This is a genomic window from Bacteroides parvus, from assembly GCF_017309675.2.
GTDB lineage: Bacteria > Bacteroidota > Bacteroidia > Bacteroidales > Bacteroidaceae > Bacteroides > Bacteroides uniformis.
In genome coordinates, this window is the sequence record NZ_CP084680.1 from 3,694,594 (window position 1) to 3,710,395 (window position 15,802).

The 15,802-nt window shown below is 46.6% G+C and carries 12 protein-coding genes; 9 read left to right on the forward strand and 3 right to left on the reverse strand.

The window, feature by feature from the left end; genetic code table 11:
* Window positions 1-27 precede the first annotated feature (27 nt).
* Complete coding sequence (queC, locus tag JXR92_RS15120; protein ID WP_005831503.1) at window positions 28-684, reverse strand: 7-cyano-7-deazaguanine synthase QueC; 657 nt, start codon at window positions 682-684, stop codon at window positions 28-30.
* Between the two features lie 112 nt (window positions 685-796).
* Window positions 797-1,477, reverse strand: coding sequence for a queuosine precursor transporter (locus JXR92_RS15125; RefSeq protein WP_138345379.1), 681 nt, complete (start codon window positions 1,475-1,477; stop codon window positions 797-799).
* 265 nt (window positions 1,478-1,742) lie between these two features.
* On the opposite strand from JXR92_RS15125, the gene JXR92_RS15130 reads away from it, so the two are divergent.
* From JXR92_RS15130 to JXR92_RS15150, 5 genes are all read left to right on the forward strand, one after another.
* Window positions 1,743-4,976 (forward strand): SusC/RagA family TonB-linked outer membrane protein, encoded by a 3,234-nt coding sequence (locus JXR92_RS15130; protein ID WP_138345377.1) that lies wholly within the window; start codon window positions 1,743-1,745, stop codon window positions 4,974-4,976.
* Between the two features lie 15 nt (window positions 4,977-4,991).
* Window positions 4,992-6,782, forward strand: a complete 1,791-nt coding sequence (locus JXR92_RS15135) for a RagB/SusD family nutrient uptake outer membrane protein (RefSeq protein ID WP_138345375.1) — start codon at window positions 4,992-4,994, stop codon at window positions 6,780-6,782.
* A 27-nt stretch (window positions 6,783-6,809) separates the two neighbouring features.
* Window positions 6,810-7,745: a hypothetical protein gene (locus JXR92_RS15140; RefSeq protein WP_117965334.1), complete on the forward strand. Its 936-nt coding sequence runs from the start codon at window positions 6,810-6,812 to the stop codon at window positions 7,743-7,745.
* A 12-nt stretch (window positions 7,746-7,757) separates the two neighbouring features.
* Window positions 7,758-8,885 (forward strand): glycosyl hydrolase family 18 protein, encoded by a 1,128-nt coding sequence (locus JXR92_RS15145; RefSeq protein ID WP_138345373.1) that lies wholly within the window; start codon window positions 7,758-7,760, stop codon window positions 8,883-8,885.
* Window positions 8,886-9,061: 176 nt separating this feature from the next.
* Complete coding sequence (locus JXR92_RS15150; RefSeq protein WP_138345371.1) at window positions 9,062-10,342, forward strand: hypothetical protein; 1,281 nt, start codon at window positions 9,062-9,064, stop codon at window positions 10,340-10,342.
* A gap of 80 nt (window positions 10,343-10,422) precedes the next feature.
* Here the strand turns inward: JXR92_RS15150 and JXR92_RS15155 are convergent, their stop codons facing one another.
* Window positions 10,423-11,748 carry an OmpP1/FadL family transporter gene (locus JXR92_RS15155; RefSeq protein WP_138345369.1) on the reverse strand — a complete coding sequence of 442 codons (1,326 nt, stop codon included), beginning with the start codon at window positions 11,746-11,748 and terminating at the stop codon, window positions 10,423-10,425.
* 234 nt (window positions 11,749-11,982) lie between these two features.
* On the opposite strand from JXR92_RS15155, the gene JXR92_RS15160 reads away from it, so the two are divergent.
* From JXR92_RS15160 to JXR92_RS15175, 4 genes are all read left to right on the forward strand, one after another.
* Window positions 11,983-12,984, forward strand: a complete 1,002-nt coding sequence (locus JXR92_RS15160) for a 2-hydroxyacid dehydrogenase (protein WP_138345367.1) — start codon at window positions 11,983-11,985, stop codon at window positions 12,982-12,984.
* Between the two features lie 99 nt (window positions 12,985-13,083).
* Window positions 13,084-13,788, forward strand: coding sequence for a pirin family protein (locus tag JXR92_RS15165; RefSeq protein ID WP_057089062.1), 705 nt, complete (start codon window positions 13,084-13,086; stop codon window positions 13,786-13,788).
* A gap of 82 nt (window positions 13,789-13,870) precedes the next feature.
* Window positions 13,871-14,605, forward strand: a complete 735-nt coding sequence (locus tag JXR92_RS15170) for an MBL fold metallo-hydrolase (RefSeq protein ID WP_138345365.1) — start codon at window positions 13,871-13,873, stop codon at window positions 14,603-14,605.
* Window positions 14,606-14,644: 39 nt separating this feature from the next.
* The gene (locus JXR92_RS15175) at window positions 14,645-15,790 is read left to right on the forward strand and encodes a DUF4468 domain-containing protein (RefSeq protein WP_138345362.1); all 1,146 of its coding nucleotides are present in this window, start codon (window positions 14,645-14,647) and stop codon (window positions 15,788-15,790) included.
* Window positions 15,791-15,802 lie beyond the last annotated feature (12 nt).

Genomic DNA, 15,802 nt, shown 5'->3' on the forward strand with positions numbered 1-15,802 from the left:
ATATATTTTTAGTGATACAAGTGTGCCTCATTTAGTAGAAGCCAAAAACTTTTCCAATCCTTCTCTGCGCAACGTGCATGCCGGGCAGTGTCCACAACCATCTCCCGGGATACCGTTATAACAAGTCAGCGTTTCGTGGCGTATAAGTTCGAGCACTCCAAGCTCGTCTGCCAGTGCCCAGGTCTCCGCTTTGTCAATCCACATCAGTGGTGTGTGCAGTACGAATTGCTCGTCCATAGCCAGGTTCAGCGTCACGTTAAGCGACTTGATGAAAGCATCCCGGCAATCGGGATAACCGCTGAAATCGGTCTGCGACACCCCCGTCACAATATGATTAATTCCCCGCTCGCGGGCGTAGACGGCGGCTATACTCAGGAAAAACAGATTGCGTCCCGGCACAAAAGTATTCGGAAAGCTGTCTGCCGGCTTCTCCTGGTCCATCTCCATGCCGGCATCTGTCAATGAGTTATGTCCCAGCCGGCCGATAAAGGAAACATCCATTACTTCGAACTCCACACCTGCCTTACGGGCAATGGCCCTCGCCAAGTCCACTTCCTTCTGATGCTTCTGTCCATACAGAAAACTCAGCGCATACACTTTCTTAAATTCACGTTTTGCCCAAAAGAGGCAAGTGGTCGAGTCCTGCCCGCCACTGAATACCACCAAAGCAGTGTCCCTATTCATCTTGTTAAAAGCCTCTCTGTTTCCCTCCCCCGTAGGGAGGGAAACAGAGAGGGCATTGCTTATTATTTGTTTGACATAATAACTGATTTCCCCTCACTACGGGTAAGGGGCTTTAAATATCGCCTATTTTCCATACTTTATAGGAGATGCCTTCATCATAGACATCACTACCGTCTATCCGCTTAATAGCTTTTACCACACGGATAGTCACAGGCAGTATCAATACCTCGTACATGGACTTCAGCAGAATCTGGATACACATCATCACCAGCAACTCCCGCCATGCAATGATTCCTCCGAACGCCACCGGAAAGAAAATCAACGAGTCTGCCGTCTCACCAACCACCGTCGACCAAATGGCACGTGCGGAGAAATTACACCCGTTGCTTGCCAGTTTCATGCGGCTCATTACGTAGGCATTCAGAAAAGAGCCCACCAAGAATGCCGTCAGACTAGCTATGACAATACGGGGAGCCATTCCAAAGACAAAATTGAAATGCGCGGCACCATCCCAGAAAGGGGCGGCAGGCAATGCCACGGCTATCAGCCCCAGCATTACCACAAAAAAGTTCATGGCAAAACCGCTCCAGATTATCAGACGAGCTTTACGAAAGCCCCAAACCTCGGCAATGCAATCGTTGATAATATAAGAAACAGGAAAGACCAGCAATCCGGCTGTTACGGTAATACCCAAAAACTGGATAACTTTAGTCTCAAGAAGATTGGCTGCAATCAAGCATACATTGAACAGAATGCCCAGCAACATAAAAGGTACAGATACTTTTTGTTTCATACTCCTGTTTTTTACGTGGTGTTCTAGAATACACGACCGTTATTCACGGCATCATACATTTTAAATCCGGTTGCAAAGATACAACAAGTTTTGCAAATGAACAAACAACATATATTAACCAAGAATATACCATATTATATATAGTAACCTTAGAAAAACAATGAATGCCTATGATTTACCCGAAAGCCCCAAAACACTATTAGTGTCATCTTCTATTCAACCTATTTATTTTGAGATCCATTAGCTTAAACAAAAAACATCTATTATGAATGAAAATCGTAAACGAGGAACATCGAACAACAAAATCCTCACAGCAATTGCCATCACCTCCCTATTTATAGGAAGCAGCAGAATCATGGCAATAGAGACCTATTCGGAAAATTCATTCGGAGTGACAGAACAGATGCAGGCACAAACAGCCCGCGGTATTGTTGTCGACCAGAATGGAGAGCCTATCATCGGAGCAAGTATCTTGGAAAAAGGTACTACCAATGGAGTTACTACCGACTTATACGGTAAATTCTCGCTAAACGTAAAAAGAGGTGCCACCCTGGTCATTTCCTACATCGGCTATAAGACGCAGGAAGCCAAAGCAGATGCCAACATGAAAATCACCCTTGCAGAAGATTCCGAACTACTGGATGAAGTAGTTGTTGTCGGTTACGGTGTACAGAAAAAGAAACTTGTCACCGGCGCCACTGTACAAGTGAAAGGAGAAGACATAGCCAAGCTGAACACTGTGGATGCCCTGGGCGCTTTGCAGAGCCAGTCACCGGGTGTCAACATCACGCAGAACAACGGCTTCCTGGGTTCGGGCTTCAAGGTAAATATCCGCGGTATCGGTACTACCGGAACCTTCTCCCCGCTTTATGTGGTAGATGGAGTTGCCAACGGTAGCATCGACGGGCTGAACCCGAGTGACATTGAATCTTTGGACATCTTGAAGGATGCCGCTTCCGCCGCCATCTATGGTGCGCGTGCTGCCAACGGCGTTATCTTGATTACCACCAAACGAGGTAAAACCGGCGTTGCCGAAGTCAGTTACGACGGCTATGTCGGCGTGCAGAACCTCTACAAAATCCCTACTATCCTCAATGCCCAAGAGTACATGATGATGCAGGATGAAGGCCGTGTAATGGACGGATTGAGTCCGTACAACTGGGCGACCTATATTCCGGAAAGGGATTTGCAGGCCATACAGAACGGAACATGGAAAGGGACAAACTGGCTGAAGGAAGTGCTGAATGAAGATGCATTGGTACAGAACCACGCAGTCAACATCACCGGAGGAACAGACCGTTCCAGATATGCCATAGGTATTTCATACACCAACCAAGAAGCCACCATGGGAGTTCCCGGCGAATTTCCTGAAATGAACCGCTACAACTTCCGCGTCAACTCGGACCACGTAGTCATGAAAAAAGGCAATCTTGACTTCCTGAAAGTGGGCGAAACCATCAACTACAAATATTCGCAAACGCAAGGTTCATTCGGAACCGGCGGCATTTATTGGAACGGAGTGCACAATATGCTCATCATGAGCCCGTTGATGCACCCTTACAATTCAGATGGAGACTACTACCTCTACGCAGACCAGGAAAAGGACAACTACAAATGGGATATCTCCAACGAAGCCAATAAAAACCCGATAGCTTATCTGGACTACTATATGAACCAGAACCTAAGCAAGTCCCATTACATGCAGAGCAGCTTCTATGCAGAACTGCAACCCATCAAGAACCTGCGTATCAAGAGCCAGTTCGGCTACATCATGGGAGCCTCCAGTTATCGTTCCTATTTGCCGAGATTCGATTATCTGAGTGCGTCACTCAACAACGCAGAAGACAAGGTTACCCAATCCATGTCTATGTATAACCGTTGGTCATGGGACAATACAGCCAACTACATCTTCAATATCGATGACCATAACATCGACGTCCTGGTAGGTCAGAGTATGGAAAAATGGGGTATGGGAGAAGAAATGAGCGGTTCAGCCATAGGCTCAAACTTCTATGACTTCAAGCACGCTTATTTATCCAATGTTCCATTGACCGCCAACAGTGTGTCCTCCTTGACTGGCAAGCCTAACGGGGAAGGTTCCATCGCTTCCTTCTTCGGACGCGTCAACTACAACTACCAGGAGAAATACATGGCTTCTGTCATCATGCGTGCGGACGGTTCCTCCACTTTTGCCCGCGGACACCGCTGGGGATACTTCCCTTCAGTATCCGCCGGATGGGTTATCAGCAACGAGTCCTTCATGTCAGGAATCAAATGGCTGGACTTCTTAAAGCTACGCGCTTCCTGGGGGCAAAATGGTAACTGTAATGTATCTACTTTCCAATATCTTTCACTGATAACTTCCAACAATGGATATGGCGGTTATACGTTCGGCGACTCCATGGACCTCATCAGTACCGGTTCATACGCCTACCGACTGACCAACCCGGACCTTACCTGGGAAACACAGGAGCAATTGAATTTCGGTATCGATGCACGCTTCTTGAACAACCGCCTGGGCTTTGAATTCGACTGGTATAACAAAAATACCAGAGACTGGCTGGTTACGGCTCCGGTACTCTCTTCCTTCGGTGCCAATGCAGTGTCCGTCAATGGCGGTAATGTAAAAAACACGGGTATTGAAGTAGGACTCCACTGGAACGACAACATCGGAAAGGATTTCCAATATGGAGCCAACCTGACCCTTGCTCACAACAAGAATGAAGTGACCAAGATTGCCAACAAAGACGGAATCATCCACGGTAGCGGCAGCGTTCTGTGGGAAGGAGCCGAAGAGTGCTTCCGTGCTGAAGTAGGCAAACCCATCGGCTACTTCTACGGCTACAAGAGTAACGGCATATTCCAGAACCAGGAACAGATAGACAACTACAAAGGTCCGAAACTGAATGGCGACAAGACACAGCCGGGTGACGTAATCTGGGCAGACACCGACAATAGCGGTACGCTCGATGCCAATGACCGTACTATGATAGGTAACCCGAATCCCGACCTGACAATGGGACTTTCCCTGAATGCCAGCTGGAAGGCCATTGACTTCTCAATCACTACTTACGGCGCATTCGGCCAGCAGATTCTGAAGTGTTATCGTGACTTCTCCTCCTCACCCTTGAATAACTATACAGCAGAGATATTCCAACGCTGGCACGGCGAAGGTACATCCGACAAGTTCCCGAGACTGTCCAGCGCTTCCAGCTCCAACTGGAACAGAGTATCAGACATTTATATCGAAGATGGAGACTATCTCAAGATAAAGAACATCACTGTGGGGTTCGACTTCAAGAAAGCATTCAAAAAGTTACCGGTACAACAGCTGCGTCTGTATCTGACCGCACAGAACCTCTTTACCTTCACCGGCTATTCCGGTATGGACCCGGAAATCGGTTACGGCGGCGACGATTATGGTTGGGCATCAGGCATCGACCTGGGCTACTATCCCAGTGCACGTACCTATATGATAGGCTTAAATGTAAAATTCTAATTAACCGAAGAAATTATGAAAAAGATATTATTCATAGCATCAGCAATACTGATTTTTCTTTCAGGATGCGAAAACTTCCTCGATTCGGAACTTTTGACCGAAAAGACAACCGCCAACTTCCCGGAGACAGAAAAGGATGCCCAAGAGATGGTGACGGCCATATACGCCCATCTGTTGTTTGAAAGTCCTGAAACCTCTTCCCAGTATTACATTGCCCAGTTGGCAGGTGACGACTGTCTGGGAGGCAACCTCTCCTACTCCAACAACTGTGCCACCAACTTCCTTATGTACAGTGGCAATCTGAATACATTTGCCGGCATCTGGGACCGTTGCTACACCCTTATCAACCGTGCCAACAATGCCATCAACACAATGGAGAACGTGAAATCATGGTCCAGCGAGAGCGAACGCAACCGGCTTTTCGGTGAATCCTATTTCCTGCGTGCCATGGCTTATTATGAACTGGCACAAGTTTTTGGCGGAGTTCCTTTACGCACCACACTGGAAAGCACCAACCTGCCGCGTGCATCCGTAGACGAAATCTACGCCCAGATTGCAGCAGACTTGAAAAATGCTATCGAAATGATGCCCGCAAAGATTTATCCGAAAGGCTCAGACATGACCGGACACGCTACAAAATATGCCGCCGAAGCCATGATGGCACGTGTATTCCTTTTCTATACCGGACGCTACGAAAAAACCGAGCTTCCCAACGGAACTACCAAAGAGGAGGTCATCTCTTGGATAGATGACTGTGTTAACAACTCCGGTCATAAACTGGTGTCCGACCAACGCAACATTTGGGCCTATACCAACGATGCTACCGAAGACAATACCGAAGGGTTCCGTTACCAATACGTCATCAACCATAACCTGAAATGGGAAGGAAACAGTTCCGACGAAACTTTATTCGCCAACAAGCATAACCTGAAATCCGACTGGACCTATACCTGGTTCTCCAACACATGCGCGCAATTCTATTCACCGTCTGCCGACAACTATTCCAACAAAGACAGTTATCCCTTCGGCACCGGTTGGGGAGCTGGCCCCGTATCTCCGGCTATGGTCAACGAATGGAAAGACTGGGCCGCCAAGCAGACCTATACGGACGGTTACAAGGAGGATCCCCGTCTGACCGGTTCCATATGGTCGTACAAAGCACTTGATCCGAATGTTGCCGGCAATGTGCTGATGGACTGCACCATGGACGAGGGTGAACCGGAATATACCGTATCCTATCGTTACTATGAACAAACCGGCTATTTCCAGAAAAAATACATCAATATCAATTCCTACAATGAAGGCAAAATCGAACCTTTCGGCAAGCAGATGTTCCCCGGAATATCTTCGCAGACATCCCAACAGCTACTCCAAATTGCCGACTTGATTCATATCCGTTTTGCCGACGTTCTGCTCATGCAGTCCGAGCTGAAACAAGACGCTACGGGTCTGAACAAGGTACGTGCCCGCTCCCACTTGGCTCCGGTGGCCTACTCCCTGGAAGCCATCAAGCAGGAACGCCGCTGGGAACTTGCATTCGAGTCCATCCGCTGGTGGGATATCCTTCGCTGGTCGGGTCCTTCGCTTGAGGAAGCCGGTGACATACTCAACAAACAGACCGGGTTCAATATAATAAATGCCGCTACGGTGGTACCGATGGTAAAATTCGACTATAAGAAACGCCTACAAGCAACCCAAGGCTACTGGCCCATTCCGCAAGACGAAATCGACATCTCCAATGGAGTCCTTGAGCAGAATCCAGGCTGGGATGCATCTGCCCAGTTCTCGGATTGGAACAATATGTAAGAGTATTAACCTATAAATAAAGACAATATGAAAGTAACAAAAATATTGATAGCAATGCTTGCTTCAGCCTTCATCGTTACTGCATGCGATCCTATCGAAGACGAAGACTTGCGAGACAAATATGTGACTGATGCCGGTACACCCATAACCAAGGAGGCATTACAAGCCGCCATATCCATTACCCAACCCTTCCCCAACCAAGACGGAGTAGTGGAAGGCGACCAGTATATCGCCCTGAAAAACTCCCGCCCGGACATTGGCGGTTCATGGCACATAGAATGGGGGGACGAAGGAAGTAAACAAAGTAAGACACTGGTCACGGACAACGCTACGGTCATCATGGAATCCAATGCAGACTATTCCATCTACTATATGGGTATTTCCGCCAATCAAATTATCAAGACAGAGCCGGTTGTAGTGACTGTGACCAATGTATTCGACGATTGGTCCACTTACTTCACCGGTGCAACCGACAAGAGTGACAAATCTGCCAAGAAAACCTGGAAGTTCCGTGAAGTCAGCTGGGGTTCCGTCTGCAATATGGGGGCTCATGGAGGCTGGAAATATACCAGTGCAGGCTATACTCCCGAATCAAATTTTGCCTGGTGGGCCAATGTCACTGCCGCCGAAGCCGGAGACCAGTCCATGGTATTCGAATTCGACGGAAACAAGATGAAAACCTATGATGCCAGCGGAAACCTAAAGGCAGAAGGTACTTTCTCCTTCACACACGAAAAACCGGAAGACGGAGTACTGGGTGAACTGATAACGAGCATCCCCACCATCGGAGGGAATTATGACGACAACGGACAAAGCGTAGGCAGCAACAAATTCTGGCTGCTGACACTGGATGAGAACTATATCACAATCTATCATCCCGGCAAGTATAGCGGTGGTGTGGATTGGGACGACAGCGGCTGGTATGCTTACTTCAAGACTGAAGCAGGAACCGATTCTGAATAATATGCACTCTCTATGAAAAAGAAACTGCTATTTATAATAGCTACTGTCTTTCTAGTAGCCGCATGTCACAATGACGACTACATTCCCGGACTGCCAGCTCCGGGAAATGAAGACAACGAGACCGAAATGGCCGAGCAGGTTGCAGGCCGGGTTGCATTGGGCTACGTCACTTATTATGGCACATCCATACCCGATGCCAAATACCTGACCCACATAAACTACGCTTTTGCAGAATTATATGTTAAAAACGGAATTTATGAAAAGTTTGGCCTGCAAGGTGATAAATCCCGTTTTGATAAGGTAAAGAAAATAAAGAGCCAGTATCCACATGTGAAGATATTACTCTCTTTTACCAATAGCGTTTCCAATTCTGACAATTCCCAAGACGGAGGCTTCTCCGCCCTGGCGAAGAGTCCGGAAATGCGCAAGCAATTCGCACAAGACTGCAGAGCCTTTGTTCTGAGTGAGGGCATAGACGGTATTGACATTGACTGGGAATTTCCCGGTATGACTTTCAGCAGCAATGCCTATGACGAGTTGGTAGATGTGGAGAACTTCACCCTATTGATGAAAGACTTGCGTGCAGAGTTGGGGCAGTCCACCCTATTGACCTATGCAGGTTATTGCATGGACAAGCGTCCCCAAGGCGAAGGCTACAAATATATTGATGTAAAGGCTGTAGACCCGTATGTAGATTTCGTCAATATCATGGCCTATGATCTGGTTGGTGCCCCCCAGCATCAATCAGCATTGAACAAGCCTAGTAATTACTGGGACTGCCAGCGTTCCGTAGACGAATACCTGAATGCAGGTGTATCTGCCGACAAATTAGTGTTGGGAATTCCGTTCTACGGAAGAGCCGATTTCAATGCCGGCGGCAGCATCAATTATCGGGATATTCTCAACCTGAGTAAGGATGACGGCTATGTTATCGAAAATTGGGATGCAGAAGGCAATGTCCCCTATGTCACCAAAAACGGCAGTTTCTACTGTGGTTACGACAATCCCCGCAGTATTGCCGCCAAAGGTGAATGGATATTAAAAAACGGCATGAAAGGCATGATGTTCTGGGATTATGAAGGTGACGACACCATGGGAACCCTACGCAAAGCGCTATGGAATGCCGTCATGAAAAAATAAGTAACTTAACACACATCCTCAGGAGGTTATTCCGGAAATTAGGGTAAGGGTAATTTTGCATACGATCTTCATTCAAGGCAAGAATACTGACGGAATAACCTCCTTTCTTCCTCCAAGACTACAAAACCTTTTTTCATTTAAGTTGTTGAAAGCACATTCATCAAAACCTAACTTAAATGAAAACAATCTTAAAAGCAATGTGTCTGTTGTGCGTAACCGGACTTCCCTTGTCCACTATCCATGCACAAAAAAAAGAGATTATCGATGACGAAGCTCCAAACGGCATTGTCATAGTTACCATCGACAAAGCGGGCGACGAGATTATCCGCATCATGAATGAGTCACAATTGCCTTACATCCATGACCCGAAAGCTCCCCGCTTCTTATTGATGGACAAACAAGGCAAATTCGCCCTGGGTATCGGAGGGTATGTCCGTGCCACCGGCGAGTATGATTTTGGAGGTATCGTGGATGACATCGACTTTGTTCCTGCCAACATTCCAAGCAGTAGTAAAATCAAAAATCAATTTCAGATGGATGCCAGTACGGCTACTATCTTTCTGAAATTGGTCGGACACACCCGGCTATTGGGTGACTTCACAGTCTATACTGCTGGAAATTTCCGTGGTGGAGACAAGACATTCCAACTGCGCAATGCCTATCTTTCATTCCGCAATATAACAATAGGATACAATTATGGCGGTTTCATGGACTTAGGCGCCCTCCCTTCCACCATTGACTTTCAAGGTCCCAACGGTGCCACATTCTACCGCGCCACACAATTGTCATATACTTATAAAGGGCTGAAAGACTTTCGCTTCCAAGCTTCCATCGAGGCGCCTGCCGTTGACGGCACAACAAGCAGCCAATTCGAGATTGCCCAGCAACGCATGCCGGACTTCACGGCTTCGGCACAATACAGCTGGAACAGCAGCAGTCATCTGCGTGTAGGAGGTATCATCCGCAGCATGACATATACCAGCACGGAAAGGGACAAGGCTTCCAGCGTCACCGGATACGGTGTACAAGCCTCAACGACCTTCAACCTCGGTAAAAAATGGCAGGCATTCGGGCAAGTCAACTATGGAAAAGGTATCGGGCAATACCTGAACGACATCAGTAATCTGAACGTCGATATTGTCCCCAATCCCGAAAAGGAAGGCAAAATGCAGGCATTGCCCATGCTGGGCTGGTATGCAGGTCTGCAATATAACATATCTCCGAAGATATTCCTCTCAAGTACTTACAGCATGTCCCGCCTTTATTCTGAAGACGGTTATCCCAACGACCTGCCAAGTACCTACCGCTACGGGCAATATTTCGTAGCCAACGTATTCTGGAACGTAACCCCGAACATGCAGGTAGGCGCTGAATATCTGCGTGGCTGGCGCACCAACTTCGACAATTCCACCAACCATGCCAACCGTATGAACCTGCTTGTACAGTATTCTTTCTAATCCAATATAAAATAAGAAAGAAGCCGCCTCAAATCGATATTTGAGACGGCTTCTTAATATATAAAGGTAGGATTGTGAAATCAGAACTTATAGTCAACACCAAGACCAAACACTTTATTAGTACGGCTATAAACATTCTTGGTGGTTTCACTTATCTTCTTTGTATAATCATCATAGTTTGTCCAAAAATAGGCTATATTCATAGTCAAATGCTTTGTCATTTTGATGGCAGCACCAAACCCCAGTGAATAAGAATCACATGAAAAACTTATATCACTCTGAAAATCATCAGCCAAGCCATAATCTGTACGCTGATAACCACCACTGATGGTCAGCTGTTTAGCTATATCCCATTCTGCACCAATCAAAATTTCATGTGTGCCATGCTTCAACGCTTTCTGCTTATCATTGGCCATCCCTGCCGCTTTATCAAAAAAATGGTGATATTCCAGCGTTGCACGAAGCGTAGGAAGGAATTCATAACCAACAGCTGCAGTCAATAATGCAGGGATATCACTCGGAGTATTCACACCATCCTTATAGTCAGCCAAAGGGTTCCCTTCATCTCCCATAGCAGTTCCCATTGCACGCACTTCAGCTTTTTTGGTTTTATTTTCGAGATTAAGACTTGTCATAAACTCGTACTTCAACCCAATATTCCATTTGCCCAACTTCACATCAGCTCCCAAGATAGGGGTCAATCCCCAGCCGGTCTGGTCGCAGTCTAAATCGATACCAACCAATTCCATGCCACCATAAGTAGGAATATTACTGTGTGCGGTTGCAGTCAGAAATCCTTCATACCCACCGGTAAAATAATTCATACGTCCACCGGCAAACACACCTAACCAATCATTAACTTGATACGACAACCCCAATTGCACACCATAAATAAACTGGCTTCCATCCATTGCACTATTGATAGAATACATATTGGGAGTGATTTGACCACCCGAAATAGTATGGACTTGTCCCATCACCATTGAATCGAACATACCCAAACCATCATCAAACGATGCCTTACCACCACCACCTACAACAGCAAAGCTACCGGAAATAGTCCAGTCTCCTTTTTTATATGCACCTTGAAAACTAGGAATGAAAGGAGCAGAAGCTTTTCCTTTATAATAACGTGTATTCCCATCTTCAATAAACAAGGGAAATGTCGCCTTTATGTTACGGGTCTGATAAGCACTTTGTCCATTCAAAGACAAATAGAGACCATCTTCCGGCAAGAAGGCCAAACCGGCCGGATTAGAATAGACACCGTCAATATCAATGGAAGCACCACGCGCTAACATTCTAAGAAAAGATACATGCTGATTTGTATTTGTCAGGATACCACCCGCAAAAGTTGGAATTGAAACGATTAACATCACAATGCTAATCAACGAAATTTTTCTCATCTAAATCTTTTTTAATTGTTTTCGGGCGCAAAGGTACAATAATATTGCACATAAAAAATAGTTTTGTGCATAAAGTTATCCTAATATAATACTTTCATTGAAATACCAAATAGTTTCTAATGAAACAAATGGAAATAATTATCATTTTATGGATCCTTCCGGCCACTGAACCATATCAACTTTCCACTTGTTATCTCCCTATTATTATATAACATTTAAAAAACAACAAATCCCATGGCATACACTATTGCATTTTTTGGCAGCAAACCTTATGATGAAGCATCTTTCAATGAAAAGAACAAGGAATATAGTTTTGAGCTCCGCTACTATAAAGGGCATCTCAACAAGCACAATGTTATTTTAACCCAAGGCGTAGATGCAGTCTGTATCTTCGTGAACGACACGGCCGATGCCGAAGTTATTCGTCTGATGGCGGACAATGGTGTGAAATTATTGGCGTTGCGCTGCGCCGGCTACAACAATGTAGATTTGAAAGCAGCTACCGACTGTGGCATTACCGTAGTGCGCGTCCCTGCCTATTCCCCTTATGCCGTGGCAGAGTATACCGTTGCCCTGATGTTATCCCTCAACCGTAAAATTCCACGCGCCACCTGGCGGACACGGGACGGAAACTTCTCGCTGCACGGACTTCTGGGCTTCGACATGTACGGAAAGACAGCAGGCATCATCGGTACGGGAAAAATTGCCAAAAAACTGATATGTATCCTGCGCGGATTCGGCATGAATATCCTTGCCTACGACCTCTATCCCGACTATAATTTTGCCCGTGAACATCAAGTGGTATATACCAGCCTGGATGAGCTTTATCACAATTCGGATATCATCTCCCTGCACTGCCCGCTGACTGAGCAGACCAAATATCTCATCAACGACTATTCCATCAGTAAAATGAAGGACGGAGTAATGATTATCAATACCGGACGTGGACAACTCATCCATACCAACGCCCTGATTGAAGGACTGAAAAACAAGAAAATCGGCTCTGCCGGCCTGGATGTGTACGAAGAGGAAAGCGAATATTTCTATGAAGACCAATCGGACAAAATCATTGATGACGATACCCTGGCGCGGCTACTGTCCTTCAATAATGTCATCGTCACTTCGCACCAGGCCTTTTTCACACGCGAGGCACTGGCAAACATTGCTTCGACAACGTTACAGAACATCAAAGATTTTATGAACCATAAGCCACTGGAAAATGAGGTCAAAGCATAGTTCCCACTCATTTACAAATTATTAGACATCGGTTTTAAAACTTTATAACTTTCCAAAGCGTTACTAGTATATAAACCATTTTAGGAAAAGGAATAAATTATGAAAAAAGTTATAGACAAATCAGATAGCAGAGGTCATTCCCTATATGATTGGCTTGACAGCCACCACACCTTCAGTTTTGACGAGTATTACAATCCCCGCCGGATGAATTTCGGCGCCTTGCGTGTACTGAACGACGACCGTGTGGCTCCGGGAAAGGGCTTCGGCACACATCCTCATAAAAATATGGAAATCATCTCCATTCCCTTGAAAGGGAAACTGAAACATGGGGACAGTCATCAGAACAGCCGCGTCATCACTCCGGGAGATATACAAACCATGAGTGCCGGCACCGGCATCTACCACAGCGAAATGAACGGCAGTGACACTGAAGCGGTAGAATTCCTGCAAATCTGGGTGATGCCCGAAAAGCTGAACACACCACCCGCATACCAGGACTTCGACGTACGTCCACTTCTGCGCAAAAATGAAATGGCGCTAATAGTATCCCCTGACGGCGATGCTCCTGCCAGATTGCTACAACAGACCTGGTTCTCTATCGGTGAAATAGAAGCTGGAAAGAAGATTGACTACCACATGCACCAATCGCATTCCGGTGTCTACATCTTCGTAATGGAGGGTGAAGTCAAAGTGGACGGCACAGTGCTCTCACGTCGTGACGGAATGGGAGTGTACGAAACCGGCAGTTTTGAGCTGGAAACACTGAAAGACTCTCACATTCTCTTCATAGAAGTACCGATGTAGCGTACTTTTGCATAAAATAACAGCTTAAACCGGAAGTTTGTGTAGCGTTTTTTGTAATATTGCGCTATAATTCAATCCGTAAATGAAACTTGATTACATCTACCATAGCGGCTTCGCGATTGAAGCGGACGGAGTGACGGTCATTATCGATTACTATAAAGATTCCTCGGAAGAGGTTTTCAATAAAGGTATCGTGCACGACTATCTCTTGGAAAAGCCGGGCGTACTCTACGTACTATGCTCGCATTTCCATCCCGACCACTTCAATCGCGAAGTTCTTTCATGGAAAAAACAGCGGCCCGACATCCGCTACATATTCTCCAAAGACATCCTGAAGCACCGCCGCGCCTCAGCGGAAGATGCCACCTATATCAATAAGGGCGACACCTACGAAGACGAACATATCCGTATCCAAGCCTTCGGTTCCACCGATGTGGGTATCTCCTTCCTGATAGACCTGCAGGGCAGGCGACTGTTCCATGCCGGTGACCTAAACAACTGGCACTGGAGCGAGGAATCTACTCCGCAGGAAATACGCAAGGCCGAAGGTGACTTTCTGGCCGAAGTGAGAGCTCTGCAGCAAACTGCACCTGCCATAGATGTAGCCATGTTTCCGGTAGACAGCCGTATCGGAAAAGATTATATGCGTGGAGCAGAACAATTCGTGGAACGAATAAAAATCACTATATTTGTACCGATGCACTTCAGCGAAGATTATCAGGGAGGCAACGCCTTCCGGCAGTTTGCCGAGAGCAAGGGATGCCACTTTCTGAGCATCGCACACCGTGGTGAAAGTTTCGAACTCCCCAACTTGTAGCCCATAATTCGTAAATTAATAATTAAAACACATACTATTATGAAAAATTTGACACAACTTCTTTTTACACTGTTTTGCCTGTGTCTGCCGACCATGCTGCAGGCGCAGGATAGGGACGACAGTAAATATCTGGCCGGTGCCGTTCCCGAGGTGGACGGTAAAGTGGTATTCACCAAAGAATTCAGCATCCCCGGCATGTCTCAGGATGAAATCTACGAACGTCTGCTCGGCTGGATGGATGCCCGTCTGAAAGAGAATGAAAATAACAGCCGTGTAGTATTCTCAGACAAAGAGAAAGGACAGATTGTAGGTATCGGGGATGAATGGATTGTATTCAGTTCTACGGCTCTGTCATTAGACCGTACCAAAATCCTTTACCAGCTGACTGTGACCTGCCAACCCGAAAAGAGCGTGCTCGAAGTAGAGAAGATACGGTTTAACTACCGCGAAGGAAAAGAAAAATATACCGCCGAAGAGTGGATTGTAGACAAGTATGCCTTGAACAAGGCGAAGACCAAACTGGTACGCGGACTTGCCAAGTGGCGCAGAAAAACCGTAGACTTCGTTGATGACCTTTGCCTGGGAGCAGCAGAAGCATTGAGCGCCACCACTGCCAAAACTCCGGTAGAAGAAAAGAAGGAAGAAAAGAAAGAGGTGAAGGCTGTCGTCAATTCCGGTCCGACAGTAATCACCCCGAAGAAACAAGTTACCGTGGAACCCGCCCAGGCTACTGAAAAGGCATCCGAAGGCGTCGTGAAAGATGCCCAAGTCATCGAAGTGCCCCAAGTCAAGAAACCTGCCGCACTGGTTCCTGCCCAAAAGAACCAGCAACAAGAATATACGACCATAGCCCCCGAGCAATTGTCAGCCGATGCCATCCAGACCGGAGCAGGCAAATTGGTTATCGTCATCGGCCAAGAGCCTTTCAACATGACCATGATGACAGCAAACTCCGGAGGTTCTTTGGGCAAAGTCAACGGCAAACCAGTTGTATTCAGCATACTATCGCCCGACCAGCCGTATGAACAAATGGAAAAAGCAGAAAGCTATACCATCCGTTTCTATCCTACGGGACAGACAGAGCCTACGGTCATTCTGGAATGTAAGAAGCTGCCCTCACCGGCAACGATGGAAGGTATGCCACGCACGTATGTAGGCGAAATTCTGAAAGCAATGGTCAAATGACCGCACACGCAG